The following is a 24,036-nucleotide window of genomic DNA, read 5'->3' as shown; positions in this document are numbered from 1 at the left end:
CAGTCGTCAGAAGGAAATCGCCACCCGCCCCAGGAAAAGGCCCGAGGAGGGTTTCTGGGCGGCCGGCAAATCCGGCTCGATCAGCAAATCACTGTAGGAAATATCGAAACTCACACGGCCGCTGCGGTTGCGCAGGCCAACGGCACCGCCCAGCATGCTGCCGGAAACGCCATTGCCCTGCCCGGCGGCCAGGGTGCGGCCGAAGTCCGCCGCCACATAGGGTTCAACCCGCCCCAGAAACCGGGCCAGCTGCGCATGTTCGGGAGCCGACAGAAGCAGCGACACTTCATTACGCCAGACATAGCCCCGGTCGCCATAGAGCACGCTGTCGCGCACCCCGCGCACCGTGTAATAGCCGCCGGAAGCAATCTGCTCGGAGCCGAACAGCCGCTCGCTGGACCACTGTCCAGTCACGTTGGAATTGAACAGCAGGTTCGCCTCACCCACCGGAAAGGCGCGGAAATAGCCGAGCGAAGCGGTGAACTTGTTGAACTGGGCGCGCGGCGTGCCGGGCGCTGCCCACTTGTCACGGACAGCCCCCAGCGCATCAAGGCCACGGTGATAGGCAACGGATGCACTGGCCTGCCCGCCCAGAAGCTGACGCGAATGGCCCAGCTCGAAGGTGCCGATCGCCAGCACGCGGCTGGACACGTCGATGCGGTTGCCAAGGATGAAGTTCTCGGTTTCCTTCCAGGTCAGGCGGCTTGTGGCCCAGGTCTTGGAGGTCTGATCCCGGTGCAGCACCCGCGACACGTAAGGTGACAGCGAGCGCGAGCCGCCCGAGGTGTCAATCTGGGAGAACTGCCCCTCGATGTTGGAGCGGTAGTTGCTCCAGCTGCCATTGAGGCCAAACGTCCAGTAACCGAAGGGCACGGAGACGGCCCCGTTCAGCGTGTTGCTGTCCGGGCGCTTGGGCGAGATGAACAGCGGATGCCGGTCCATGGAGCGCTGGTAGCCGAAGCTCCACTGGTCATTGATGCCGAACACATTGTCGAGGCCAAGGTCCACCCGGCTCTGATAGATGCCGGTGGCCTTCGAACCCAGATTGTCCGCGCCATAGCTCAGCGCCCAGAACCGCCCGCGCTCGATGGCGACCGCCAGCACGCTGTCGCCCAGTTCGGCGCCCGGCTCCAGCGTGATCGTGGCCGTGCTGGAATTCACCCGGTTGATCTGGTCCAGCCCCTGCTCCACATCGCGCAGGTTCAGCGGCTTGCCGGCCATGCCGGGAAAGGCGGTGACGAGACGGCCGGTGCCAATCTGCTCCCCCTTGAGCACCACGTCCTCAAGCTGGCCTTCCACGATCTCGACCCGGAGGGCTCCGGTCGAAAGATCCTGCTCCGGCAGATAGGCACGCGAGGCGATGTAGCCGCGCGTGAGATAAAGCTGCGTCAGGTCTTCCAGCACGCCGTTCAACTCGGCAAGGCCAAGGCAGCGGCCCTGCCATTTGCTTGCCACCGCATTGATGCGGGCCTGCGGCACCAGAGTGGCGCCGGTCACGCTGATGGTCTGGACCTCAACACAGGTGCCGCCCGGCGGCGGCCCGGCGTCACGCGGCGTATCGAGAACTGCGCCCGACGGCGCGCGGCGCTGGGTCTCCAGGCTTTCAGCCTCGAAAAGCCGTTGCTGCTCGGAGAACCGGCGCTGGATTTCTTCTGCCTGACGCGCCGCCTGATCGGCAGCACTCTGCGCAAGGGCAGGCCCGGCGAGGCCAAGGCTGGTGACGGAGGCCAGCAGCAGCGGGCGCAGAGGCAAGCGGGAGAGCCCCCTCATCCGCCCTCTCCTGCCGCGCCGTCCGGCACCTTGCCCGAGGCCAGCGCCTCAAAGCCCTTGGTGAAGCCGGCGAGGGAGAAGGACACCTTCACCGCCCGGCCGTTGAGCAGCCGGAAATAGGCGGTGCCCTCCGCAGCTTTCTGCATCTGGCTGATCCAGCCCTTGTCGAGCGGCACGACAGCAAAACAGCCCAGATGATTGCAGTTGCGGTACCGGAAGAGCGCAGGCTTGCCCTGCCCGGCCTGCAGGCCGAAATCGGACGGCAGATCCACATCCAGCGGCGTCAGCACCACAAGCGCCCAGTCCGCCTTGCCGGACCTGTCGGCCGCTTTCGAAACAGCGAGGGTCAGCAGCTCGACGGGCTGGCCTTCATGCTCCACCATCAGCGGCTGCACCAGCTCGCAAGCATTGCCGCTCTCCGCCCTGACGCATTTCAGCAGCCAATCCCCGAACTGCCCGAAAGCCACCGCAGGAACAGAAGCAGCAGGATCCGCTTCTTCTTCCCCGGCAGCATATGCGGAAAAATAACCACCGGAGACATGAAGCATCAATACAGCAAAAAGAGCGGAGCGGATGAACTTCAGAGCTGGACTCAATGCATATCTTATAAAATCACAAGAATATATCGGGAGCCTGTGCGATTTCTGGAAGACACCAGACACCACAACCTCAGTTCTACCATAGGTAAAAACAGCGTTTGCCAAACCGCCACTCCATACAACCCTACATATCAGGATTTATACGGAGCACACTTGGGTACAAATGTGACATCGATCACATTCTTTTCACTTGGGAAAACTTTCGTAAATCACGTTAACTTTCAGCAACATACACATCTCTGAAGCTGCAATCTATGCATTCGGCAATTCCGGATTGCGCCAATTGCGGCAAAAAGTGGGCAGCCGGGAGCAGTCTGACGGACAATCGCTCTCCCGGTTTCAGGCAACATATATGCCCCTAGGGCTGCCAGCCGCCATAAAGCGGATGGTCTGCGGAGAGCGGCAGCTTGACGAGGCCTTCGCCGCGCGCAGAAGCATAAAGCGCCGTCATCAGCTCCACCGAATGGCGCGCCTCGGCAAGGCTGGGCAGGTAGAGATCCGGCTGGCCGCAGAGCCTTGCGTGAATGTCGGCAAGCTGCCCGGCATAGCGCAGCGGCGGTTCGGCGGCGGCGGCCACAACGGCATCGATTTCCCCTTGCCGGACAGGGTCCGTGGCCTCGAACGTCCAGGGACCGGCGCCGATCTGATAGGGATGCGTGCCGGAGGTCGCGGTCACATGCTCGAAACAGGCACGGAAGCGGGACGAGTTTCCCGCCGCCCCCACCGTCACTGAGGATGTGGCCAGAGCGCCGCTGGCAAGCCGCAGGATGATGGCGGCGCAGTCTTCCGTCTCGATCGGGTTCACCCGCGTCTCGAGGAAGGCCGCCACCTCCTGCACATCGCCCATCAGAAAGGTGGCAAGGTTGTGGGCATGGCAGGCATGGCTGACGATGACGCCGCCCATCTCGCCCGCCCAGGTGCCGCGCCAGGCCGGTGCGTAATAGGCCGCCCCACGCTGCCAGTGGGTTTCGATGGACAGCGTATAGGCCTTGCCCAGCAGCCCGGCCTGCTTCAGCGCATGGACGCCCCGGTAGCCGGCGCCATAGCGGTACTGGAACACCGGAAACACATGGCGGCCTGCCTGTTCTGCCGCCGCGATGATCTCGTCCACCTCGCGCAGGGAACCGGTCAGCGGCTTTTCGCAGATGGCATGCTTGCCCGCTGCCAGCACCTTGAGCGTCACCGCATGATGCAGGCGCGGCGGCAGGCAGATAGCGGCAATCTCCACCTCAGGATCTGCCAGCACTTCGGCCATATCCGTCACAGCCTTGCAACCCGGCACGGCGCTGGCCGCCTCTTCCGCCCGTGCCCGGTCCAGATCGCAGACGTAAAGCAGGCGGTAGTGATCCGGCAGACCGGCAATGGCCAGCGCATGCGCCTTGCCGATGCCAGCCCCCAGAACGGCAATACCTATGGGACGGCTCATTCTGCAGTCTCCCCCTGTCCTGCCGCTTCCGCCATCTGCTGTGCTGTCAGGGCCAATTCCGTTGCCAGAAAGGCGTGCGCCTGCGGCATCGCACTTTCGCCCCGCGTCAGGACGTCCGCGCAAAGCGCCGCGAAATAGGGTTTCCCGGCCCCTTCGGCATTGAGATAGTGCGTGCCGCTACGGTCCGACAGGAACACGTGATCCTTGCCCGGACGGCCCGCGATATCGATGTATTTGCGCAGCTCGATGAAGCCCTCGGTGCCCAGAATGGTGATGCGTCCATCGCCCCAGACCGGCAGGCCATCCGGCGTCAGCCAGTCCACCCGGGCATAACCGCGCCCGCCGTCCCCCTCCAGCAGCACCTCGCCGAAGTCCTGAAAGCCGGGCCGCTCCGCATTGGCCACATTGCCAGCATGGGCACTGACCACCCTTGCTGAGGTGGAGCCGGTGAAGAACAGGAACTGGTCGAACTGATGCGCGCAGATATCCGTGAGGATGCCACCGGAGCGCTCGCGGGTCCAGAACCAGTCCGGGCGCGTTGCCGCATTCAGCCGGTGGGGACCGAGACCAACGGTCTGCACCACCTTGCCGATCCGCCCTTCCGCGATCAATTGCCCGGCCAGCGTGGCGCTTTCCACCTGCAGCCGCTCGGAGAAGCAGACGGACCAGATCCGCCCGGTTTCCGCCTGCACCTGCCGGATCTGCGCCAGCTGCTCCAGCGAGGTGCAGCCCGGCTTGTCCACCATCACGTCCTTGCCGTGGCGCATGGCGGCGATGGCGATCCGCGCCCGGTCCGCATTCACCGCCGCGCTCAGGATGATATCAAGGCCGCCATCCTCCAGAACGGCAGCCTCCTCGCGCTGCGGCACGTCAGGAAACAGGCTGCGGAAGGCAGCGCGCTCTGCGTCGCCCGTGTCTACGCCCGTGCTCCAGGCAACGATCTGCGCACCCGCAGCGCGCATGGATGCGGCCATGCCGAGAATATGGCCATGGTCAACGCCAATGACGCCAACCCGGATCACCCGTTCCATGACGGCCTCCCTGTTTCTCTACCGGACTTAAAGCGTGATGCCGCGGGCCCGCAGCATGGTGGGAATGTTCACGGCGGAGCCGGTCTCGATGGACATGTTGGCCGCAATGCCGGTCAGGATCGACCAGCCACCCGCCACATGGTCCGAAGCACGGCCAAAGCGGTCCGGCTCCATGCCCTCGGGATCGAAAATGTAGCCCAGCATCACCGGATCAGCACCGCCATGGTGGCCTTCGCCATGCGGCACGTCGAGCATGCGCGGATGCTCTCCGGCCAGATGCAGCTCGGTCGTCACCGCATCCCCGCCCGCATGGGCACGCTCGCCGCCAAACACGCCATGCACTTCCACGTGCCGGTGGGTGATGTCACCCTTCGTGCCCTGGAACTTGATCTCCAGCCCCTCCCATGGGGAATAGGCGGTCAGGGTGTAATTGGCTGTCACGCCGGAGGCATAGCGGATGTGGGCCTGCATCGTGTCCTCGATGCCGATATCGGCATCAAAGACGCAGCGGTCGCGGTAGTAGCCATCCTCGTCCTCCGCCTCCCGGTAGAGGCTGCGCAGGTTTTCATCGCCGTCCATATCCAGCTCGAAGTCGCAGGACGAGGCAACCGCGCAGTCCGCACAGCGGGCACCGCGCCCGTCAAGGCCCAGCTCCACCGCCATCTCCGGCCGGTAGAAGGCCCGGCGGCCGGAGGCGAACACATCCACCGGCACGGAGCCGAGCCACCAGTTCAGCAGATCAAAATGATGGGTGGACTTGTGCACCAGCAGCCCGCCTGAGTTTTCCTTCTGGCGGTGCCAGCGGCGGAAATAGTCAGCCCCGTGCACCCGGTCGAGATGCCAGCGGAAATCAACCGCCGTCACCGTGCCGATGGCGCCCGACATGATCAGCTCCTTGATCTGCGTGCGGGCCGGGGAATAGCGGTAGTTGAAGGTGACCATCACCTTGCGGCCCGTGCGGGCCTGCGCGTCGAGGATCATCTTCAGCCGCGTCAGATCGATTGTCAGCGGCTTCTCGCAGATCACATCGCAGCCTGCCTCGAAGGCGCGGACGATATAGTCGCTGTGCAGGAAATCCGGCGTTGCCACCACCACCGTGTCCGGCTTCTGCTCGGTGATCAGCCGGTCAAAGTCGCCCGCCAGATAGGTCGCAACGCCATTGGTGCCAGGCTGCGAGGCCGCTTCCGCCGCCAGCCGCAGCCGGTGGCCGTTGCTGTCGCACAGGGCGACGATCTCATGTTTGTCCGAGTAATCCTCGACAACGGAATCGCGGAACATCTTGTGCCGCGACCCGCATCCAACGATGGCTATCTTCACTGGTTCTGGCTCTCGTTATACCAAGTCTTCCGATGCTGACGCATCGCGCCTTGAAATTGCTCATGCCCGCACGGGCTTGACCGGCACTCAATGAGACAAACTCATTGAGTGCCGGCATTGGCAGCCCCGGTGCGCTGGCCCGAGGCATCGAAGTAATGAAGGTCTGACGGATCGAAGCCGACCGGCACCGTATCTCCGGCGCGGAAGGCGCGGCGGCTGGAATCGCTGACCAGCAGCACCTGGCCATTCGCCAGCGCCACATGCAGCAGCGTCTCGCTGCCAAGATATTCGACAAGGCGAAGGCTGCCCTGCCCCTGAACCTCCCCTTCGCCGATGCGCATAGCTTCCGGGCGGATGCCGAGCGTCAGTTTGGCGTCGCTGGTGGCCAGCTGCGGGATGGTGAAGCGGCCAAAGCCCTCCACATCCGCCGCAGACGCACCATCAACGGCGGAATGGCTGGCCGTCATCAGGTTGATCTTGGGCGAGCCGATGAAACCGGCGACAAAGAGATTGCGGGGCTTTGTATAAAGCTCCTGCGGCGTGCCCACCTGCTCGATCTTGCCGCCGCGCAGCACGACGATCCGGCTGGCCATGGTCATGGCTTCGACCTGATCGTGGGTCACGTAGATCATTGTGGTGCCGAGGCGGTTGTAAAGTGCGGCAAGCTCGGCGCGCATCTGCACGCGAAGCTCTGCGTCGAGGTTCGACAGCGGCTCGTCGAAGAGGAAGAGCTTCGGCTCGCGCACGATGGCACGGCCGATGGCCACACGCTGCTTCTGCCCGCCGGACAGCTGGCGCGGCTTGCGCTCCATCAGCGCCTCGATCTGCAGGATGCGGGCAGCCTCCGCCACGCGCCGGGCCACTTCCGCTTTCGGCACATTGAAATTCTGCAGGCCGAAAGCGAGGTTCTTGGCGACGGTCATATGCGGGTAGAGCGCGTAGCTCTGGAACACCATCGACAGCTCGCGTTTGGAAGCGGGCAGATCGTTGACGATGGTGCTGCCGATGGAAATCGTGCCCTCGGAGATATCCTCCAGCCCGGCAATCATGCGCAGCAGGGTGGACTTGCCGCAGCCCGAAGGGCCGACGAGCACCAGAAATTCCCCGTCCACCACGTCGAGATCCAGCCCCTTGATGATGCTGAGCTTGCCGTAGCTCTTGCCGACGTTGCGAAGTGTCAATCCAGCCATAGTTATGTTCCCTTGGAGCCCTGCTCTCACTTCATTCCGGAGGTCGCGATGCCGCGCACGATCAGCTTCTGGAAGGCCACGAAGAAGATCAGCACCGGCACGAGCGAGAGCACCGACATGGCAAACATCTGTCCGTAGAGGGACTGGCCCTCCTGATCGAGGAACAGGCGAAGCGCCAGCGGCACGGTGTAGCTCTTGATGTCATTGAGGTAGATGAGCGGGGCGAGGAAATCCTCCCACACCCAGATCAGCGAGAAGATCGCCGCCGTGGCCATGGCCGGAAGCGACAGGGGCAGGATGATGGCCCAGTAAATCTTGAAGGGCGAGCAGCCGTCGATCATCGCCGCCTCGTCCAGCTCCCGCGGCAGCTGGCGGAAGAACTGCACCATCAGGAAGATGAAGAAACCATCTGCCGCCAGGAAGCGCGGCACCACCAGCGGCAGGTAGGTGTCCACCCAGCCAAGATTGAGGAACATCACATACTGCGGGATCAGCACCACGTGATAGGGGATCATCAGCGTCATCATCATCAGCGCGAAGAAGAAGCTGCGCCCCGTGAACTGCAGCCGCGCAAAGGCATAGGCCGCAAAGGAGCAGGAGATCAGGTTGCCGATGACCGACAGCACCGTGACGATGGTGGAGTTGATGTAGAAGGTGGTGAAAGGCACCGGCAGGGCGAACCAGCCCTTGGTGTAATTATCGAACTGGAAATTCGACGGCCACAGCGACAGGCTGCCGAAAATCTCGTTCTCCGGCTTCAGCGAGGAGGCCGTCAGCCAGAACAGCGGATAGAGCATCACCACCGAAAACAGCATCAGGAACAGATGCTTCAGGTAACGGCCGTTGCGCTCGCGCCGGTCGCGCTTCAGGCGCAGTTCGTGGGCGATGCGTGCGGCTTCATCGGCCTCGATGGCCCGGTCAAGGTCAGTCGCGGTCGTTGTCATAGTGCACCCAGTATTTCGAGGTGAAGAAGGCAAGCGCCGTGAAGGCCGCAATGATCAGCAGCAACACCCAGGCCAGTGCCGAGGCATAGCCCATGCGGAAGAATTTGAAGGCCTCGTTGAACAGATAGACCGTGAAGAACAGCAGGCTGTCCGCCGGCGCCCCGACACCGTTTGAAATGATGAAGGCGCTGGAGAAGGTCTTGAAGGCATCAATCGTCTGGAGGACCAGATTGAAGAAGATCACCGGAGCCAGCAGCGGCAGCGTGATGCGCGTGAACTGGCGCCATTTCGGCGTGCCGTCAATTTCCGCCGCCTCATAAAGATCCCTTGGAATGCCGCGCAAGCCAGCCAGGAAAATCAGCATCGGCGAACCGAACTGCCAGACGGCCAGCGCCACCAGCGTGTAGAGCGAGGTCTTCGGATTGGTGATCCAGTCCGTCCCGGAAATGCCGAAGAAGCCCAGCACCTCGTTGACGACGCCAGAGGCCGCAAACAGCTCGCGCCAGAGAATGGCGATGGCAACGGAAGCCCCGAGCAGAGAGGGCAGATAGAAGATCGCACGGTAAAGCCCGATGGTCCGCAGCCCCTTGTCCAGCAGCATCGCCACCGCCAGCGCAAAGGCCAGACGGGCCGGAACGGCCAGAACCACGTAGGTGAACGTCACCTCCAGTGCCTTCCAGAACCGGCGGTCGCGGCTGAACATGTATTCGTAATTGCCAAGACCAACCCAGCGCGGATCACTCACCATGTCGTATCTGGTGAAGGACAGGTAGAGCGAGACGAGGATCGGCCCGAGGGCCAGAAGGAAGAAGCCGAGCAGCCACGGAGACAGGAACAAATATCCGGGCGCGTTGCGGGCGAGGAACCGTTTCATGAAAGGCAGGCCTTGTCTTGCAGGCATCCGCCCCGCCGGAGGGTGGGGCGGATGGTTCCAGGCAATGCGCGTATCAGCGCGCGCGCTCGATGATCGACTGGGCGTCGTCGATGAACTCCGCACCGGCATCGGCGGGTGTCTGCGTGCCGAGGATCACATTCGAGGCCGTGCGCATGAAGGCATCCCGCACCTCGCCCGCGCCCTTGGGCTGCGGCATCGGCAGCGGGCCGACCTTGTCCTGAATCGCCGTGAAGTAATCGACCGTGCGCTTCTCGATGGAGCTGAAGGACGGCGCCAGCGCCTCACGCACCTTCGGCGAGCAGGGAATGCCGCGTTCAAGGCCAAGAATGCCGGTGATCTCCGGGTCATTCACCCAGTCGTTCATATAGGCCATGGCCGCATCCACGTCCTTGGCATCGCGCGACAGGGAGAGGAACATGGACGGCTTGATGAACTGGCCCGGCTGGCCGCCGGCCAGATGCGGCAGCATGGCAGGACCTGCCTCGTCCTGCATCAGATCCTGCACACCGACGATCTGGTTCGACCAGATCAGCGACATGGCCGTATCGCCCTTGACGACACCGCGTTCGGCCAGTGCCGGGTCCAGCATCAGCGCCCGGTCTCTGGGGGCCACGGCATCGGCCTTGCGCAGATCATCCCAGTACAGGAAGAAGGAAGCGGCGTCTTCGGCCGTCGCCGCCACGTTGCCATCGTTGTCGTAGAATTCGCGGCCGCGCTGGCGCACCCAGGCTTCCAGATATTCGATATAGGTGGAGAAGTCGTCCGTGCCCTTCACCCGGCCGCCGGACGCCTTGGTGATCTCCGCCGCGATCCGGGCGAAATCCTCATGGGTCCAGCTGTAGGGATCGAACTCGACGCGGGCGTCCTTGAAGACGCGGGCATTGAAGACGACCATCTGCGAGTTGGAGCCGATGTTCAGCGCATAAAGCTTGCCGTCCACCTTGCCGCCATCCAGCGGGCCCTGGTCGAAACCGTCGAGCATCAGCGTCTTGCCGATGTGATCATCCAGCGGCTGCAACGCGCCGCGGCCCACATATTCAAACAGGAAGCGGTGATCCATCTGCACCAGATCGGCCATGTTGCGGCCCGCCGTCTGGGTGGCCATCTTGGTCCAGTAGTCGCCCCAGCCGATGGTCTCGCCCGAAACAGTGATGCCCGGATGCTTCTTCTGGAAGGCCTCGATCACGGCAAAGGTGCGCTTGTCGCGCTCCGGGTTGCCCCACCAGTAGTGGCGGATCGTGCGGTTCTGGGCGAGGGCCGCGCCGCCCGGCATGGCAGCGGCCAGTGCAGCCAGACCCATTCCCCCAAGGACGGTTCTGCGTGTGACAGTCATTCTGGTCTCCTCCCTGTTCGGCCCGGAACCTCCATTCCGCGGCCTTTGTGCTCCGGCAGGGCTCCTCTCCCCGCCGCATTCCCCCGCAGCCCTGTCAGATGTAGCTGCGCAAAAGCTCCGTCAGGCACAGCATGGCCATCGCCTGCCCGTAAGGCATCGAGGTCAGCTTGATCTCCCGGTAGAAATCGAGGTCATGGCCCATGGCGGTGCCAAAGGACACCTGCTGCAGCTCGCCATCCTCGCTGATGTTGGCAACAACGCCGCGCATGGCACGCTCGGCCACTTCAAGGTATTCGCCAGGCAGATAGCGCTTGCGCACGCCCTTCATCAGGCCATAGGCGAACCCCGCCGTGGCCGAGGCTTCCACATAGCTTGATGGATCATCCAGCAGCGTGTGCCACAGGCCGCTTTCATGCTGGTACTGCTTCAGCGCGGCGGCCTGACGGCCCAGCACCGACAGCAGATGGCGGCGCAACGCGTCGCCCTCCTTCAGGTCCAGCATCTCGATGAACTCAGGGATCGCAATGGTGATCCAGCTGTTGCCGCGCGCCCAGAGCGCCCGGGCAAAATTGTGGTTGCCGTCAAAGCTCCAGCCGTGGAACCAGAGGCCGCTCTGCGTGTCCATCAGATACTGGGCATGCAGCAGGAACTGGTACTTCGCCTCTTCCACATACTCGGGGCGCCCCAGCACCAGCCCGGTCTTGGCCAGCGGCAGCACGCTCATCATCAACGTGTCGTCCCACATCTGCTGGTCGTTGACGCTGTTGTAGACGATGTGCTGCAACCCGCCCTCGCGGGTGCGTGGCATCTCGTGCATCACCCATTCGGCCCAGGTTTCCAGATAGGGCACCCACTGCGGATTGGGCGCAAGCTCATGCAGCCAGGCAAGGGTGAGGAACGGGGCAACCGTGTTGATGTTCTTCGTCGGCGTGCCTTCCGCCAGCCGCGCCGAAAACCAGTCGCGGATGATGCGCATGGCCTCCGCATTGCCGGTCAGCTGCCAGTAGCGGAACAGGCCATAGAGCCCGATGCCGTGAGTCCATTCCCAGCCGGCCCAACCCTTGGTATCAATGACGCGGCCATCTTCGAGGCGGAGCAGGAATTCACCCGTCTTGTCCTCGATGTTGATGAGGTTCCCGGTCAGCCGGTCGATGAGGCCGCAGACCTCGTCCCGGGTGACAAACCTCTCCTTCTGCCGCAACAGCGGATGCATGCGCGATCTCCTCCCCGATACCGCTTGAAATTTTTTCGGAACGCAATTCCGTTATTGTCAGGCAACCACAATCCTGCAGCCTTGGCAATCAGTTAAACCGATTGAATCGTGTTTTTCACGCGCCTGCATAAAATTTCGCCATTTCCGGATCGAGCCAGCTTGACAGGCAGAGATTCAAATTTCAGAATGGCATTTCAAAAAATACTGAACGAGAAAAATGCCCGACAGCAAGTCCAAAGTCTCTTCCAGAGCCGAACCCAAAACCGAAAATGCCGCTGCGGTCCTCAAGGTTTTCGCCGTGCTGGAGGCATTGGTTGACGAGCGGCAGGCAAGCCTTGCCGTCATCGCCCAGCGGGCCATGACGTCAAAGACCACGGCCCACCGTCTGCTGCAGACCATGGTGGACCTCGGTTATGCCGAGCAGGACGGGGACACGGAGAAATACCGCCTCACCCTCAAGCTCTTCAGCCTTGGTGCCCGCTCTCTCAACGAGGAATCGGACCTGATCCGCATCGCCGACAAGGTGATGGGACGCCTGTCCCGGGCGACGGGCGAATGCATCAATCTCGGCGTCATGGACGACCGGGAGCAGCGCGTCGCCTACATCCACAAATACGATTCCTTCTACAACCTCTCCACCCAATCCACCCTCGGCCGCCGCAATCCGCTGCACAGCACCTCGCTGGGCAAGGCCCTGCTCGCCTGGCGCAGCGACGAGGAGATCGGCGAGCGCCTCGCCCGCATGGAGATGCCGAAGCTGGCCCCGCGCACGATCACCGACGCAGACGCCCTTTTCGCCGCCATTCTTCAGGTCCGCGCGCAGGGCTTTGCCGAAGAGATCGAGGAAAGCGAGGCCGGTGTGCGCTGCATGGCCATTCCGGTTCTGGACCACCTGGGCCGCTCCATCGCCGCCATCAGCATTTCCTTCCCGCTGTTCCGCTTCGATGAAACCCGCAAGGCCGAATACGCAGGCCTGCTGAAATCCGCCTCCCGCGAGGCCTCCGCCGCGCTGGGCTGCCCGCCGGACAAGCTGGTGTGATACCGTCCGGAGCGTGGCCACAACGCTCCTCTTTCCCTTGGGCCAGCCAACTTCACACACCAGTTACAAACACACGCCCGCAGTGATGCATGCAGTTTGGGGCAAGACGTCTCTGCCCCCCTCCCCCTCGTGGGGAGGGGTAAGGGGTGGGGGGCTCTGAGCCCGCAACTATCTGTTTCCTAAAGAGATCACCAGAAAGAACTGCTACTCGGGATCATTTGTTTTTCTGCCAACCGGAGAGGCTTCCCCCCCACCCCCTTGCCCCTCCCCACGAGGGGGAGGGGGGCTGAAAGGCCGTGCCTCAGCCACCACCTGCCGCCACGCAGCGGCGTAGGCGGCAAGACCGTCTTCCGGTATGACGGCAACCGCCTCATCCTGCACCGTGCCTTCCCCGTCCCGTCCTTCATCACCCGCCAGCAGCAGCGCCGCACCGATGCTGGTGCCGGTAACCGACCCGTCACCAACCTGCACCTTGCGGGCAGTGGCGGCTTCCAGCATAGCGAGGTAAAGCCGGTTGGCGGCAAACGGTCCTTCCACGATCACCGGCCCCTCGCCCCCGGTCATGGCAAGGCATTCCGCCGTCACAAGCGCCAGATAGAAGGACACCGCCGCGTAGCGCTGGCCATCAGACAGACTGGCCTCGTCCACGCTCCAGCGCTGCACCCTGCCCTGAAACGGGCCGGAGCGAGGCTCGACGGCGGGCAGAAGCAGGATGGAACGGTCCAGAACCTGCAGCGCGTCAGCATCCGTGCTGGCTCTTTCGTGCCCCTCCATCATCAGATCAAACTCGCGCCCGCCCATGAAGCGGGCAGACGGCACCGCACCGCCAAGTGCATTCACATTGGCCAGCGTGTCACGGGCCGGATCGAGCGTTACGTGCCCGCCCCCAACGCTGAGCGAAATCACCCAGGTGCCGGTGGAGACGACGGAGAAAGCCCCCTGCCGGGCCAGAAGATGCGGATAGAGCGAGGCATTGCTGTCATGGATGCCACAGGCAACAGGGAGGCCTTCCGGCAGCCCGGCCCGTTCCGCCACATCCGGCAGCAGCGGGCCCAGCACGTCACCAGCCTTGCGCACCGGCGCCATGCGGCCCTCAAGTCCGAGCCGTGACACCAGCGGCGAAAACACGCCCTCGAACGGGTTCCACAGATCCGTATGGCAGCCCAGTGACGTCACCTCGCAGGCGGCAACGCCCGTCAGGCGATAGGTCCAGTATTGCGGATAGGTGAGAACCTGCGCGGTGCGCTTCCGCAGGCCCTCTTGCGTTTCCAGCAGCCAGTGAAGCTGCGCCCCCAGATTGAGCCCCATGGGCAGGCGCGGCGAGCCCGTCTGCGCAAAATCGGGCCGCAGGGCATCATATTGGCCGGCAAGGTCATCCGGGCCGGTGAACTCATAATCGAGCACCGGCGCCGCCAGCTTGCCGGAGGCATCCAGCAGCACGGCTGAGGCGCCATGGGTGGTGACGCTGATGCCGTCAATCCGGTGCTCTGCCGCCAGTTCCTTCAGGCTTTCCAGAAAGAAGCTCCAGAGCCCTTCCACATCGAAATGCGGATAGGGCCCGTCCGTCAGCACAAGGTTCGGCCGCCGCCGCACGCCCAGTTCCTGCCGGCGCGCGATGTCCACCACCGCCACCTTGGCGTTGGTCTTGCCGATGTCGATCACCGCGATGTTGCGCAAACTGGTCATGCCGGGTCAATCCATGTGGAAGACGGTTTCGAGCGCAATCGCTACCGGCTCGTTGTCCGGCTTCGTTTCCATGATATCGGCCATATGCGCCCACCAGCGCTGCATCACCGGCGACGCCGGAAGGTTCGCCACCTTTTCCGCGCTCTCGCGCCACATCACGGCGAAGAGGATATTCGTCTCCCGGTCGAGATGGATGGAATAGTCGCGGATGCCGGCTTCCTTCAGCAGGGCGGAAAGCTCCGGCCAGATCTCGTCATGCCGGCGGCGGTATTCGGCCTCCATGCCGGGATTGAGCTTCATCTTGAAGGCATATTTCTCCATCTCACGCTCCCTTGCGGCGCTGCAGGATCTGGCGGGCAAGGCGCGGCAGGGCGATGACGCCGATCAGCAGCAGGCCGGTGAAGATCGACATGACGATGCCCGGCACGTTGAGAAGACCAAGGCCAAAGGTCACCAGCCCCATCACCAGTGCCGCGATCACGACCCCGGCGATGCTGCCCGCCCCGCCCAGAATGCTGACCCCGCCCAGCACCACCATGGTCACCACTTCCAGCTCCATGCCCGAGGCGATGGACGGGCGCGTGGCGCCAAGCCGCGAGGTGAGGCACACGGCGGCAACGCCGGACATGAGGCCGGTGAGCAGGAACAGGGCAAACTTCACCCGCGCCACCCGGATGCCGGAGAAGAGCGCCGCCACCGGATTGTTGCCGATGGCATAGACCGCCCGGCCGAAGGTGGTGGCATGCAGCAGCAGGCCGAACAGCACGGCGAGCACGGCAAAGAGCACCAGCTCGAAGGAGATCACCCACCAGACATAGCCCTGCCCGAACCAGGCGAAGGACGCCGGATAGCCGGTAAAGGCCTTGTCGCCGAGCACAATGTAGGAGATGCCGCGGAAGAGGCTCATGGTGCCGATGGTGACGACAATCGACGGCAGGCCCAGACCCGTGACAAGTGCGCCGTTCACCACCCCGCACAGCAGCCCGGCACCGAGACCGATGGCCACCAGCGTGGGCGTGTCGGCGCCCATCTGCACCGCATAGCCCATGGCGGTTGAGGCGAGTGCGATGATGGCGGCGACCGACAGATCAATCTCGCCGGAGATGATCAGCAGCGCCATGGCAAAGGCGATCATCGCCTTTTCGGTGAAATTGAACGTGGCATCAGACAGGTTCCACGGATCGAGGAAATAGGGCGAGGCCAGCGCATTCAGGATGAAAATCGCCACGGCGACGCCAAAGAGCATCAGTTCCCAGCTTGAGGTGATCCGCTGCAGCGGGCTGCGCAGCCGGTCGGGGATCTGCCGCCCGCCGCCGGGCGTCCCTGAACCGGGTGTTTGAAGGGAAACGGATGTCATGCCGTGTGCTCCGCCGCTTTCAGGATGACCCGGCCCTTCGGCCGGTTCTGGGTAACATTCACCGCCACTGCGATCAGGATGGCCGAACCGGAGATGGCGAGCTGCCAGAAGGGCGAAACATTGACCACCGGCAGCGCATTCTTGATGATGCCGAGGAACAGCGCCCCCAGCACCGCCCCCGCCACGCTGCCCGCACCGCCAGCGATGGAAATGCCGCCGATGACGCAGGCCGCCACCACATCCAGTTCAAAGCCTCCGGCAATATCCACGTAAGCGACCGCATAGCGCGCCACCCAGAGATAGCCGGTGAGCCCGGCTAGCGCGCCGGACAGCACGAAGGCAGCGCATTGGGTACGGCCCGTGTCGATGCCTGCATATTGCGCCGCATGCGGATTGCCGCCCACCGCATGGAAAGCGCGGCCCAGCGCGGTGCGGGTGACCAGAATGGCAAAGCCGGTGACAACCGCAATCGCGATCCAGGACAGCACCGGCAGGCCCAGAACCACCGTGCGCGGAAAGGCCTTGAAGGCATCGCTCATCTGATGCGCGTTGATCCAGCGCCCTTCGGAAATGAGGAAGATGATACCCCGGAAGATGGTCATCGTGCCCAGCGTCACCACGATCGGCGGGATCGACAGACGCCAGACCAGCAGGCCGTTGATCAGCCCGAGCCCCGCGCCCAGCGTGATGGACAGGAGAATGATCAGCGGCACCGGCAGATCCGGCATCATGGTGTTGACCAGCGCCGCCACCATGCCCGTGAGCGCCAGGTTGGCTGCCACCGACAGATCGATGCACCGGGTCAGGATCACCGCCATCTGGCCCAGCGCCAGAATGATCAGCGGCGCCGTGTCATTGAATACGCTGGCGAGATTGGCAGGCGCGACAAAGCCGGGAAAGCGCGAGGCGATCAGCCCGGTCAGCGCCACCATCGCACCCGCCAGCACCAGCTCGCGGCCATGGGAAAGACGGATGCTCATGCTTGGCCCTCCTCGATCCCGGCAGCGGCCCGGACCAGATTTTCCGGCGTCATCGCCTCTCCCTCGAACTCGGCGGCAATCCGCCCTTCGCGCATCACGATCACGCGGTCGGACATGCCCAGCACCTCCGGAATCTCGGACGAAACGAGAATGACCGCGAGCCCTTCGGCCGCCAGTTCCGCCATGAACTCATGCACCGCCGCCTTGGAGCCGATGTCGATGCCCTTGGTCGGCTCGTCCAGAATGATGACGCGGGGCCGGGTCGCCAGCCATTTGGCGATGATCACCTTCTGCTGGTTGCCGCCCGAGAGAAGGCCGATATCCTGATCAAGCGCAGCCGCCCGCAGGTCCAGCCGGCGGGTGTAGTCCCGCGCCAGCGCAAACTCTTCCGTCATCTTGAGAAAGCCCTTGCGGGAGACCGCCTGCAGCGACGGCAGGGTGACATTCTGGAAGATCGGCAGGCCCTTCACCGCCCCCTGCTTGCCCCGGTCCTCCGGCACATAGACGATGCCCTGCCGGATGGCCGCATTGGGGGAGCGGATCACCGCCACCTCGCCGTCAATGCGGATCGCCCCCTTGGAGGGTTTCGTGATGCCGAACAGCGCCTGCATGAACTCGCTGCGCCCGGCACCGACAAGACCATAAAAGCCAAGGATTTCACCGGCACGCAGGGTGAAATTGATGTCCTCGAACTCGGTCGGGTGGGAGTAGCCCACCACCTTCAGCAGCTCTCCGCCCAGCTTCGGGATGCGCTTGGGGAACACCTGATCCACCGGGCGGCCCACCATCATGCGCACAAGGTCGCCCTCGCGCACATCGCGGATATGCCCGGCGCCGACAAGCTCCCCGTCGCGGAAGACGGTGTAGCGGTCGGCGACGCGGAAGATTTCGTCGAACTTGTGGCTGATGAAGAGGATGGCCTTTCCTTCGGCCTTCAGCCGGTCCACCAGCTCGTAGGTTTCCTCGATTTCCTTGTGCGACAGTGCCGCCGTCGGCTCGTCCATGATCACGACGCGCGCATCAATCGACAGGGCACGGGCAATGGCCACCAGATGGCGGCTGGCGATGCCGAGGTCCTTCAGCTGCACGTCCGGGTCAATCTGCGCGCCGATCCGCTCCAAAAGGCGCCGGGCCTGCGAGCGCATCTTGCGCCAGTCGATGAGGCCGAAGCGGCTGCGCGGGGCATGGCCGATGAAGATGTTCTCTGCCACCGTCAGCTCGTCAAAGAGCACGGTTTCCTGATGGATCGCCGTCACCCCGGCCTTTGCGGCCGCTTCCGCTGCGGGAAAGGTGATCGGCTGTCCGTCGACGCGGATCTCGCCCGCATCCGGCTGGTAGATGCCGGTCAGAACCTTGACGATGGTGGACTTGCCCGCACCATTTTCCCCGATCAGCGCCGTCACCTGCCCCGGATAGAGATCCAGCGACACGCCCGACAGCGCCTTGACGCCCGGAAAGGACTTGGAAATACCGGTCAGCGACAGGACCGGCTGGTCCTTTGCGCTGGCCGGGTGCAAGGCTGCACCCGGCTGATCCGGGAAGTTGGCAAGCATGGCAATGCCCCGGTTATGCCGGGGCATGGAACCCCGGCGTCATGTGTGATGTTTCATCGGGATCGCGGACGGTGCCCGGCCAGTGACGGCATCAGTGACGGCATGTCACGGCCGGGCACATCTTGAGGCCTGGGAGGTCTCAGAAAATGTCCTTGAACTCGTCGATGTTGGAGCTGTCATAGACAAACGGGTCCGCCATGGCCCCCGTGTTGCTGTCATCCAGCGTCAAGGTGCCCATGCGGCCCATCGGAATTTCTGCGCCCGGCTTGGCTTCGGCCTTGCCGGTGGCAAGGTTGTAGGACAGCATCGTCGCGGCATAGCCGAGGTCGATCGGGTTCCAGATGGCGAAGGACTTGGAGGCGCCCGACTTGATGTGACCGGCCATTTCGGACGGCAGGCCGAGACCCGTCACATTGACCTGACCGGCCTTGCCCGCATCGGTGACAGCCTGCGCCGCCGCAACGATGCCGACGGAGGTCGGGGCAATGATCGCCTTCAGATCCGGATAGGTCTGCATCAGGCCCTGGGCCTCACGGTAGGACTTGTCGGCAAGGTCATCGCCATAGACGGTGGCGACCACATTGATGCCCTTGTAGGTGTCCTTGACCTTGTTCATCTCCTCGATCCAGATGTTCTGGTTCGTCGCCGTGGCAGAGGCCGACAGAACGGCCACATCACCGCCCTCCGGCAGGTGATCTGCCGCCAGCTTGATGATCATGTTGCCGATCAGCGGGTTGGACGAGGGGTTGAGATGCAGCTGGCGGCCTTCCGGCGCCACGCCCGAGTCCCAGGAAATCACGGTGATGCCCCGGTCCATTGCCCTCTTCAGGGCCGGAACCAGCCCGTCCTGATCATTGGCCGAGATGGCAATCGCATCCACCCTCTGGGCGATCAGCGCATTGATCACCTCGATCTGGCCTTCAGCCGTGGTGCCGGTCGGGCCGGTGTAGATGATCTCCACATCGCCCAGTTCCTTCGCAGCTTCCTGCGCGCCCTTGTTGGCCGCTTCAAAGAAGCCGATGCCCAGCGCCTTCACCACCAGCGCAATGCGCTTGGTTTCGGCATGGGCCGGAGCGGAGAATGCGAGAGCCGCAACAGCGGTTGCCGCCAGAAGTGTCTTCATGAATGTCATTGTCTTCCTCCCAGTCATTCCACCGGCTGTTCCTCCCGCCGGTCAGAAATCGTTGTTTCGTCAGCCCCCGCCGGCGGCACTCGCCTGAGCGGCCTCGACGGGTGCAGCAATCACCTGCACACCGGCCTGCTCCAGCATTTGCGCAGCGCTGTCCGGAATGCCCTCGTCGGTGATCACCGTGGCGATGCGGTCCAGCGGGCACAGGATCAGGCTGGAACGGCTGCGGAACTTGGACGAGTCCGCCAGAACCACCAGTTCATCCGCCTGCCCGATCAGTTTCTGCTCCGCCTGGATGAGAAGCGGATCCGCCTCCATCAGCCCCAGCGGCCCCAGACCTTGCGCCCCCATGAACATGCGCCGCGCATAGAAATTGCGCGTCACGTCATTGTCGAAGGGGCTCAGGATGATGTTCTGCTCCCGGTAGATCACTCCGCCGGAGAGGATGATTGTGTTCTTCGAATGCTTGAGCAGGTGCTCGGCAATCGGGAACGAGTTGGTGAAGATCTGCATGCGCTTGCTGGCCAGCGGATGCACCATCTGGAAAGTGGTGGTGCCACCGTTGATGATGATCGCATCGCCGTCAGTGCAAAGCTCCACCGCCGCCCGGGCGATCGCCCGCTTCTGCTGCGCGTTGATCGCCTCGTTGACGCTGAAGGGGCGGCCCGCCAGCCCGACGAACTGCGGCGGCGTGATCGATTCCGCCCCGCCGCGCACCCGGCGCAGCTTCTTCTGCACATGCAGCGCCGCGATATCCCGGCGGATGGTCGCTTCCGAGGAATCGGTCAGCGCCACCAGTTCCGCAACAGTCACGACCGGACGGTCCTGAACGGCGGACAAGATGATCCTGTGGCGCTCTTTCTCGTGCATGCAATCCTCCCGACTTCCCGCTCAGGCTTCCATCAAATTCGCGCAGTGTCAATCATGATTCGTCATATTGCTGCAATGCAGCGTCATTTTTGATCGATCATGATCGAAACTGATTGACAACGAGACGTATCACGGCAAGTCTCCGGTCAAAAGCTGGCCCCGTTCCAGCTTGTCCTTGGGAGGAAGACATGACTGATTCCGCCGCCGGTTCCCGGCTCGCAAACCTGTGGGATGAGGCCAAGGCCTCGGCCATGACCGAATCCGGCCGCCTGCTCTACCGCTCGAACCTGCTCGGGTCCGACAAGCGCATCACCAACTATGGCGGCGGCAACACCTCTGCCAAGGTGATGGAAAAGGATCCGCTGACCGGCGGAATGGCGGAAGTGCTGTGGGTCAAGGGCTCCGGCGGTGACGTGGGCACCATCAAGCTCGACGGGTTCGCCACGCTCTACATGGACAAGCTGCGGGCGCTGAAGGGCATTTACCGGGGCGTCGCCTTCGAGGACGAGATGGTGGGCCTGCTGCCCCACTGCACCTTCAATCTCAACCCGCGCGCCGCCTCCATCGACACGCCGCTGCATGCCTATGTGCCGAAAAAGCACGTGGACCACATGCACCCCGACGCGATCATCGCCATTGCCGCCTCGAAGGACAGCAAGGCGCTGACGGAAGAGATCTTCGGCAAAGACATCGGCTGGCTGCCGTGGAAGCGCCCCGGCTATGAGCTGGGCCTGTGGCTGGAAAAATTCTGCCTCGAAAACCCGGAGGCGCGCGGCGTCGTGCTGGAAAGCCATGGCCTCTTCACCTGGGCCGATGATGCGCGCACCTGCTACGAGACGACCATCGAAATCATCAGCAAGGCGATGGCCTGGTTCGAGGGCAAGCTGGCTGGCAAGGCCGCTTTCGGCGGCCAGAAGCACCCCATCCTGCCGCGTGATGAGCGCCGCGCCATTGCTGCGCGCCTGATGCCCGCCATCCGTGGCATGGTCAGCGGCCAGCAGCACATGGCCGGCCACTTTGACGACAGCGATGCCGTGCTGGAATTCGTCTGCGCGAAGGACATGGAAGCCCTCGCGGCCCTAGGCACCAGCTGCCCGGATCACTTCCTGCGCACCAAGATCCGCCCACTGGTGGTAAACCTTGATCCGGCAAATCCGGATGTGGACGCTGTGCTCAAGGGCCTGCCGGATGCGGTTGCCGCCTACCGGCAGGACTACACGGCCTATTACGAGCGCTGCAAGCATGCGGACAGCCCAGCCCTGCGTGATCCCAATGCCGTTGTCTATCTGGTGCCCGGCGTCGGCATGATCACCTTCGCCAAAGACAAGGCCACGGCCCGCATCTCGGGCGAGTTCTACGTCAACGCCATCAACGTGATGCGCGGCGCTTCCGGCGTTTCCACCTATTGCGGCCTGCCGGAGCAGGAAGCTTTCGACATCGAATACTGGCTGCTTGAGGAAGCCAAGCTCCAGCGCATGCCCAAGCCGAAGAGCCTTGCCGGCCGTATCGCCTTCGTCACCGGCGGAGCTGGCGGCATCGGCTCGGCAACGGCGGAGCGGCTGATGAGCGAAGGCGCCTGCGTGGTGCTGGCCGATATCGACGCAAATTCCCTCGCCCAGACGGCAGAGCGCCTGGCCGCCCGCCATTCCGGCGACGTGGTGCGCACGGTGGTCATGGATGTGACCAGCGAGGACGCGGTGGAGCGGGCCTATGCGGAAGCCTGCACCGAATTCGGCGGCATCGACATTCTGGTGTCGAACGCCGGTATCGCCTCCTCGGCGCCCATCGAGGAAACCAGCCTTGAGCTGTGGAACAAGAACATGTCGATCCTTTCGACCGGCTATTTCCTTGTTTCCCGCAGCGCCTTCAAGGTGATGAAGGCGCAAGGGATCGGCGGCTCCATTGTCTTCATCGCCTCCAAGAACGGCCTTGCCGCCTCGCCAGGCGCCAGCGCCTATTGCACGGCCAAGGCCTCGGAAATCCACCTCGCCCGCTGCCTTGCGCTGGAAGGGGCGCCGGATGGCATCCGTGTCAACGTGGTCAATCCGGATGCGGTGCTGCGCGGCTCCAAGATCTGGTCGGGCGACTGGTTGAAGGAACGCGCGCAGGCCTATGGCAAGGATACGGCGGATCTGGAAGAGCATTACCGCCAGCGCTCGCTGCTGAAGCGCTCCGTGCTGCCGGAAGACATTGCAGAGGCCACCTATTTCTTCGCCAGCGAAGCATCGGCCAAGTCCACCGGCAACATCATCAACGTGGACGCGGGCAACGTCCAGTCCTTCACCCGCTGACGGAGGCCATCCATGACCCAGATGATCGGTTCTGATGTCCTTGAGAAGGACAATGCCGCCCGCAAAGCGGACCTCGCGCGCGACTATGACAGCCTTGGCGAGCGGCTCGCCCGCCGGGGCATCGATATCAACGCGGTGAAGGCAAAGGTTGCCGCCTATGGCGTCGCCGTGCCCTCTTGGGGCGTTGGCACCGGCGGCACCCGCTTTGCCCGTTTCCCCGGCGCCGGCGAGCCGCGCCACATCTTCGACAAGCTGGAGGACTGCGGCGTCATCCAGCAGCTGACCCGGGCCACACCCTCCGTCTCCCTGCATATCCCGTGGGACAAGGCCGATCCGGCAGAGCTGAAGGCCAAGGCGGACAGCCTCGGCCTCGGCTTTGACGCCATGAACTCCAACACCTTCCAGGATCAGGCCGGACAGGCCCATTCCTACAAGTTCGGCTCCCTCTCCCACACGGATGCCGCCACCCGCGCGCAGGCGGTGGAGCACAACATCGAATGTATCGAGCTTGGCCGCGCCATTGGCTCGAAGGCGCTGACCGTGTGGATCGGCGACGGCTCCAACTTCCCCGGCCAGGCGCATTTCACCCGCCAGTTCGAGCGCTATCTGGAAGCAGCCCGGCAGATCTACGCCGCCCTGCCGGAGGACTGGCGGCTCTTCACCGAGCACAAGATGTATGAGCCCGCCTTCTATTCCACCGTGGTGCAGGACTGGGGCACGAACTATCTCATCGCGCAGGAGCTGGGCCCCAAGGCCTTCTGTCTGGTGGACCTCGGCCACCATGCGCCCAACGTGAACATCGAAATGATCGTCGCCCGCCTCATCCACTCCGGCAAGCTGGGCGGCTTCCATTTCAATGACAGCAAATATGGCGACGACGATCTCGACACCGGCTCGGTCGATCCCTACCGGCTGTTCCTCGTCTTCAACGAGCTGGTGGACGCGGAAACCCGCAAGGCGCCGGGCTTTGCCCCCTCGCACATGCTGGACCAGTCGCACAATGTCACCGACCCGATCGAAAGCCTGATGGTCAGCGCCATGGAGGTGCAGCGTGCCTATGCGCAGGCCCTGCTGGTGGACCGCAAGGCGCTCGACGGCTTCCAGGACGGCAACGACGCGCTGATGGCCACCACCACGCTGAAGACCGCCTTCCGCACCGATGTGGAGCCCATCCTCGCCATGGCCCGTCTGGAATCGGGCGGCGCCATCGACCCCGTCTCCACCTACCGCGCCTCCGGCTACCGCGCCCGCGCCGCAGAGGTCCGGCCGGCGGTTTCCGGCGCTGGCGGGGGGATTGTGTGAGAGTTTAGGCTTGGCGCATGAACTGCAGGCTCAAACATCAGGCGCAGACGGGAGCCCGTAGTGTTGTGTCTGATACGTTTCAGGACCTTGCCGCCCCCCTCCCCCTGGTGG

20 protein-coding genes are annotated in these 24,036 nt (G+C 63.6%); 3 read left to right on the top strand and 17 right to left on the bottom strand.

The window, feature by feature from the left end:
* Positions 1-6: 6 nt before the first annotated feature.
* From AC0CMF_RS10370 to bglB, 10 genes are all read right to left on the bottom strand, one after another.
* Positions 7-1,770: a ShlB/FhaC/HecB family hemolysin secretion/activation protein gene (locus AC0CMF_RS10370; RefSeq protein ID WP_374629554.1), complete on the bottom strand. Its 1,764-nt coding sequence runs from the start codon at positions 1,768-1,770 to the stop codon at positions 7-9.
* Positions 1,767-2,318, bottom strand: a complete 552-nt coding sequence (locus tag AC0CMF_RS10365) for an invasion associated locus B family protein (protein WP_374629553.1) — start codon at positions 2,316-2,318, stop codon at positions 1,767-1,769. Before AC0CMF_RS10365 ends, AC0CMF_RS10370 begins: the two co-directional genes overlap by 4 nt.
* A 409-nt stretch (positions 2,319-2,727) precedes the next feature.
* Complete coding sequence (locus AC0CMF_RS10360; protein ID WP_374629552.1) at positions 2,728-3,795, bottom strand: Gfo/Idh/MocA family protein; 1,068 nt, start codon at positions 3,793-3,795, stop codon at positions 2,728-2,730.
* Positions 3,792-4,826 carry a Gfo/Idh/MocA family protein gene (locus AC0CMF_RS10355; protein ID WP_472481609.1) on the bottom strand — a complete coding sequence of 345 codons (1,035 nt, stop codon included), beginning with the start codon at positions 4,824-4,826 and terminating at the stop codon, positions 3,792-3,794. The genes AC0CMF_RS10360 and AC0CMF_RS10355 overlap by 4 nt, the downstream gene beginning before the upstream one ends.
* A 27-nt stretch (positions 4,827-4,853) precedes the next feature.
* On the bottom strand, positions 4,854-6,143 hold the full coding sequence (locus AC0CMF_RS10350; RefSeq protein ID WP_472481607.1) for a Gfo/Idh/MocA family protein: 1,290 nt from the start codon (positions 6,141-6,143) through the stop codon (positions 4,854-4,856).
* Positions 6,144-6,244: 101 nt separating this feature from the next.
* The gene (locus tag AC0CMF_RS10345) at positions 6,245-7,333 is read right to left on the bottom strand and encodes an ABC transporter ATP-binding protein (RefSeq protein WP_374631396.1); all 1,089 of its coding nucleotides are present in this window, start codon (positions 7,331-7,333) and stop codon (positions 6,245-6,247) included.
* A gap of 26 nt (positions 7,334-7,359) precedes the next feature.
* Positions 7,360-8,148: a carbohydrate ABC transporter permease gene (locus AC0CMF_RS10340; RefSeq protein WP_247647895.1), complete on the bottom strand. Its 789-nt coding sequence runs from the start codon at positions 8,146-8,148 to the stop codon at positions 7,360-7,362.
* Positions 8,149-8,257: 109 nt separating this feature from the next.
* Entirely contained in the window at positions 8,258-9,151 is an 894-nt protein-coding gene (locus tag AC0CMF_RS10335; protein WP_050474842.1) for a carbohydrate ABC transporter permease, read from the bottom strand.
* Between the two features lie 73 nt (positions 9,152-9,224).
* Complete coding sequence (locus AC0CMF_RS10330; protein WP_374631394.1) at positions 9,225-10,505, bottom strand: ABC transporter substrate-binding protein; 1,281 nt, start codon at positions 10,503-10,505, stop codon at positions 9,225-9,227.
* A gap of 94 nt (positions 10,506-10,599) precedes the next feature.
* Positions 10,600-11,718, bottom strand: a complete 1,119-nt coding sequence (gene bglB, locus AC0CMF_RS10325; RefSeq protein WP_374631392.1) for a beta-galactosidase BglB — start codon at positions 11,716-11,718, stop codon at positions 10,600-10,602.
* Between the two features lie 217 nt (positions 11,719-11,935).
* On the opposite strand from bglB, the gene kdgR reads away from it, so the two are divergent.
* Positions 11,936-12,757 carry a DNA-binding transcriptional regulator KdgR gene (kdgR, locus tag AC0CMF_RS10320; RefSeq protein WP_374631390.1) on the top strand — a complete coding sequence of 274 codons (822 nt, stop codon included), beginning with the start codon at positions 11,936-11,938 and terminating at the stop codon, positions 12,755-12,757.
* Positions 12,758-12,961: 204 nt separating this feature from the next.
* Here the strand turns inward: kdgR and AC0CMF_RS10315 are convergent, their stop codons facing one another.
* The 7 genes from AC0CMF_RS10315 to AC0CMF_RS10285 all read right to left on the bottom strand — a co-directional run bounded on the left by AC0CMF_RS10315 (position 12,962) and on the right by AC0CMF_RS10285 (position 20,332).
* Positions 12,962-14,443: an FGGY-family carbohydrate kinase gene (locus AC0CMF_RS10315; protein ID WP_472481603.1), complete on the bottom strand. Its 1,482-nt coding sequence runs from the start codon at positions 14,441-14,443 to the stop codon at positions 12,962-12,964.
* 6 nt (positions 14,444-14,449) lie between these two features.
* Positions 14,450-14,764 (bottom strand): L-rhamnose mutarotase, encoded by a 315-nt coding sequence (rhaM, locus tag AC0CMF_RS10310; protein ID WP_374631345.1) that lies wholly within the window; start codon positions 14,762-14,764, stop codon positions 14,450-14,452.
* Between the two features lies 1 nt (position 14,765).
* The gene (locus AC0CMF_RS10305; RefSeq protein ID WP_374631347.1) at positions 14,766-15,800 is read right to left on the bottom strand and encodes an ABC transporter permease; all 1,035 of its coding nucleotides are present in this window, start codon (positions 15,798-15,800) and stop codon (positions 14,766-14,768) included.
* Positions 15,797-16,780 carry an ABC transporter permease gene (locus AC0CMF_RS10300; RefSeq protein ID WP_472481600.1) on the bottom strand — a complete coding sequence of 328 codons (984 nt, stop codon included), beginning with the start codon at positions 16,778-16,780 and terminating at the stop codon, positions 15,797-15,799. The genes AC0CMF_RS10305 and AC0CMF_RS10300 overlap by 4 nt, the downstream gene beginning before the upstream one ends.
* Entirely contained in the window at positions 16,777-18,360 is a 1,584-nt protein-coding gene (locus AC0CMF_RS10295) for a sugar ABC transporter ATP-binding protein (protein WP_374631351.1), read from the bottom strand. The genes AC0CMF_RS10300 and AC0CMF_RS10295 overlap by 4 nt, the downstream gene beginning before the upstream one ends.
* A 112-nt stretch (positions 18,361-18,472) precedes the next feature.
* Complete coding sequence (rhaS, locus tag AC0CMF_RS10290) at positions 18,473-19,465, bottom strand: rhamnose ABC transporter substrate-binding protein (protein WP_374631353.1); 993 nt, start codon at positions 19,463-19,465, stop codon at positions 18,473-18,475.
* 60 nt (positions 19,466-19,525) lie between these two features.
* Entirely contained in the window at positions 19,526-20,332 is an 807-nt protein-coding gene (locus AC0CMF_RS10285; protein ID WP_094463331.1) for a DeoR/GlpR family DNA-binding transcription regulator, read from the bottom strand.
* A gap of 188 nt (positions 20,333-20,520) precedes the next feature.
* Between AC0CMF_RS10285 and AC0CMF_RS10280 the strand changes: the two genes are divergently transcribed.
* Positions 20,521-22,623: a bifunctional rhamnulose-1-phosphate aldolase/short-chain dehydrogenase gene (locus AC0CMF_RS10280; protein ID WP_123194900.1), complete on the top strand. Its 2,103-nt coding sequence runs from the start codon at positions 20,521-20,523 to the stop codon at positions 22,621-22,623.
* Positions 22,624-22,635: 12 nt separating this feature from the next.
* Positions 22,636-23,925 carry an L-rhamnose catabolism isomerase gene (gene rhaI, locus AC0CMF_RS10275; protein WP_374631356.1) on the top strand — a complete coding sequence of 430 codons (1,290 nt, stop codon included), beginning with the start codon at positions 22,636-22,638 and terminating at the stop codon, positions 23,923-23,925.
* The last annotated feature ends 111 nt before the right edge of the window (positions 23,926-24,036 follow it).

The organism is Pannonibacter sp. CBAS1226, from assembly GCF_055685825.1.
Note: the sequence above shows the minus strand (reverse complement) of the source record. Positions and strands in the feature narration are given on the sequence as shown.

What these genes read in the sequence shown, in the direction of transcription:
- AC0CMF_RS10370 (WP_374629554.1), bottom strand. Translation starts at nt 1,770, where the DNA reads ATGAGGGGGCTCTCCCGCTTGCCTCTGCGCCCGCTGCTGCTGGCCTCC.
- AC0CMF_RS10365 (WP_374629553.1), bottom strand. Translation starts at nt 2,318, where the DNA reads ATGCTTCATGTCTCCGGTGGTTATTTTTCCGCATATGCTGCCGGGGAA.
- AC0CMF_RS10360 (WP_374629552.1), bottom strand. Translation starts at nt 3,795, where the DNA reads ATGAGCCGTCCCATAGGTATTGCCGTTCTGGGGGCTGGCATCGGCAAG.
- AC0CMF_RS10355 (WP_472481609.1), bottom strand. Translation starts at nt 4,826, where the DNA reads ATGGAACGGGTGATCCGGGTTGGCGTCATTGGCGTTGACCATGGCCAT.
- AC0CMF_RS10345 (WP_374631396.1), bottom strand. Translation starts at nt 7,333, where the DNA reads ATGGCTGGATTGACACTTCGCAACGTCGGCAAGAGCTACGGCAAGCTC.
- AC0CMF_RS10340 (WP_247647895.1), bottom strand. Translation starts at nt 8,148, where the DNA reads ATGCTGTTTTCGGTGGTGATGCTCTATCCGCTGTTCTGGCTGACGGCC.
- AC0CMF_RS10335 (WP_050474842.1), bottom strand. Translation starts at nt 9,151, where the DNA reads ATGAAACGGTTCCTCGCCCGCAACGCGCCCGGATATTTGTTCCTGTCT.
- AC0CMF_RS10330 (WP_374631394.1), bottom strand. Translation starts at nt 10,505, where the DNA reads ATGACTGTCACACGCAGAACCGTCCTTGGGGGAATGGGTCTGGCTGCA.
- bglB (WP_374631392.1), bottom strand. Translation starts at nt 11,718, where the DNA reads ATGCATCCGCTGTTGCGGCAGAAGGAGAGGTTTGTCACCCGGGACGAG.
- kdgR (WP_374631390.1), top strand. Translation starts at nt 11,936, where the DNA reads ATGCCCGACAGCAAGTCCAAAGTCTCTTCCAGAGCCGAACCCAAAACC.
- AC0CMF_RS10315 (WP_472481603.1), bottom strand. Translation starts at nt 14,443, where the DNA reads ATGACCAGTTTGCGCAACATCGCGGTGATCGACATCGGCAAGACCAAC.
- rhaM (WP_374631345.1), bottom strand. Translation starts at nt 14,764, where the DNA reads ATGGAGAAATATGCCTTCAAGATGAAGCTCAATCCCGGCATGGAGGCC.
- AC0CMF_RS10305 (WP_374631347.1), bottom strand. Translation starts at nt 15,800, where the DNA reads ATGACATCCGTTTCCCTTCAAACACCCGGTTCAGGGACGCCCGGCGGC.
- AC0CMF_RS10300 (WP_472481600.1), bottom strand. Translation starts at nt 16,780, where the DNA reads ATGAGCATCCGTCTTTCCCATGGCCGCGAGCTGGTGCTGGCGGGTGCG.
- AC0CMF_RS10295 (WP_374631351.1), bottom strand. Translation starts at nt 18,360, where the DNA reads ATGCCCCGGCATAACCGGGGCATTGCCATGCTTGCCAACTTCCCGGAT.
- rhaS (WP_374631353.1), bottom strand. Translation starts at nt 19,465, where the DNA reads ATGACATTCATGAAGACACTTCTGGCGGCAACCGCTGTTGCGGCTCTC.
- AC0CMF_RS10285 (WP_094463331.1), bottom strand. Translation starts at nt 20,332, where the DNA reads ATGCACGAGAAAGAGCGCCACAGGATCATCTTGTCCGCCGTTCAGGAC.
- AC0CMF_RS10280 (WP_123194900.1), top strand. Translation starts at nt 20,521, where the DNA reads ATGACTGATTCCGCCGCCGGTTCCCGGCTCGCAAACCTGTGGGATGAG.
- rhaI (WP_374631356.1), top strand. Translation starts at nt 22,636, where the DNA reads ATGACCCAGATGATCGGTTCTGATGTCCTTGAGAAGGACAATGCCGCC.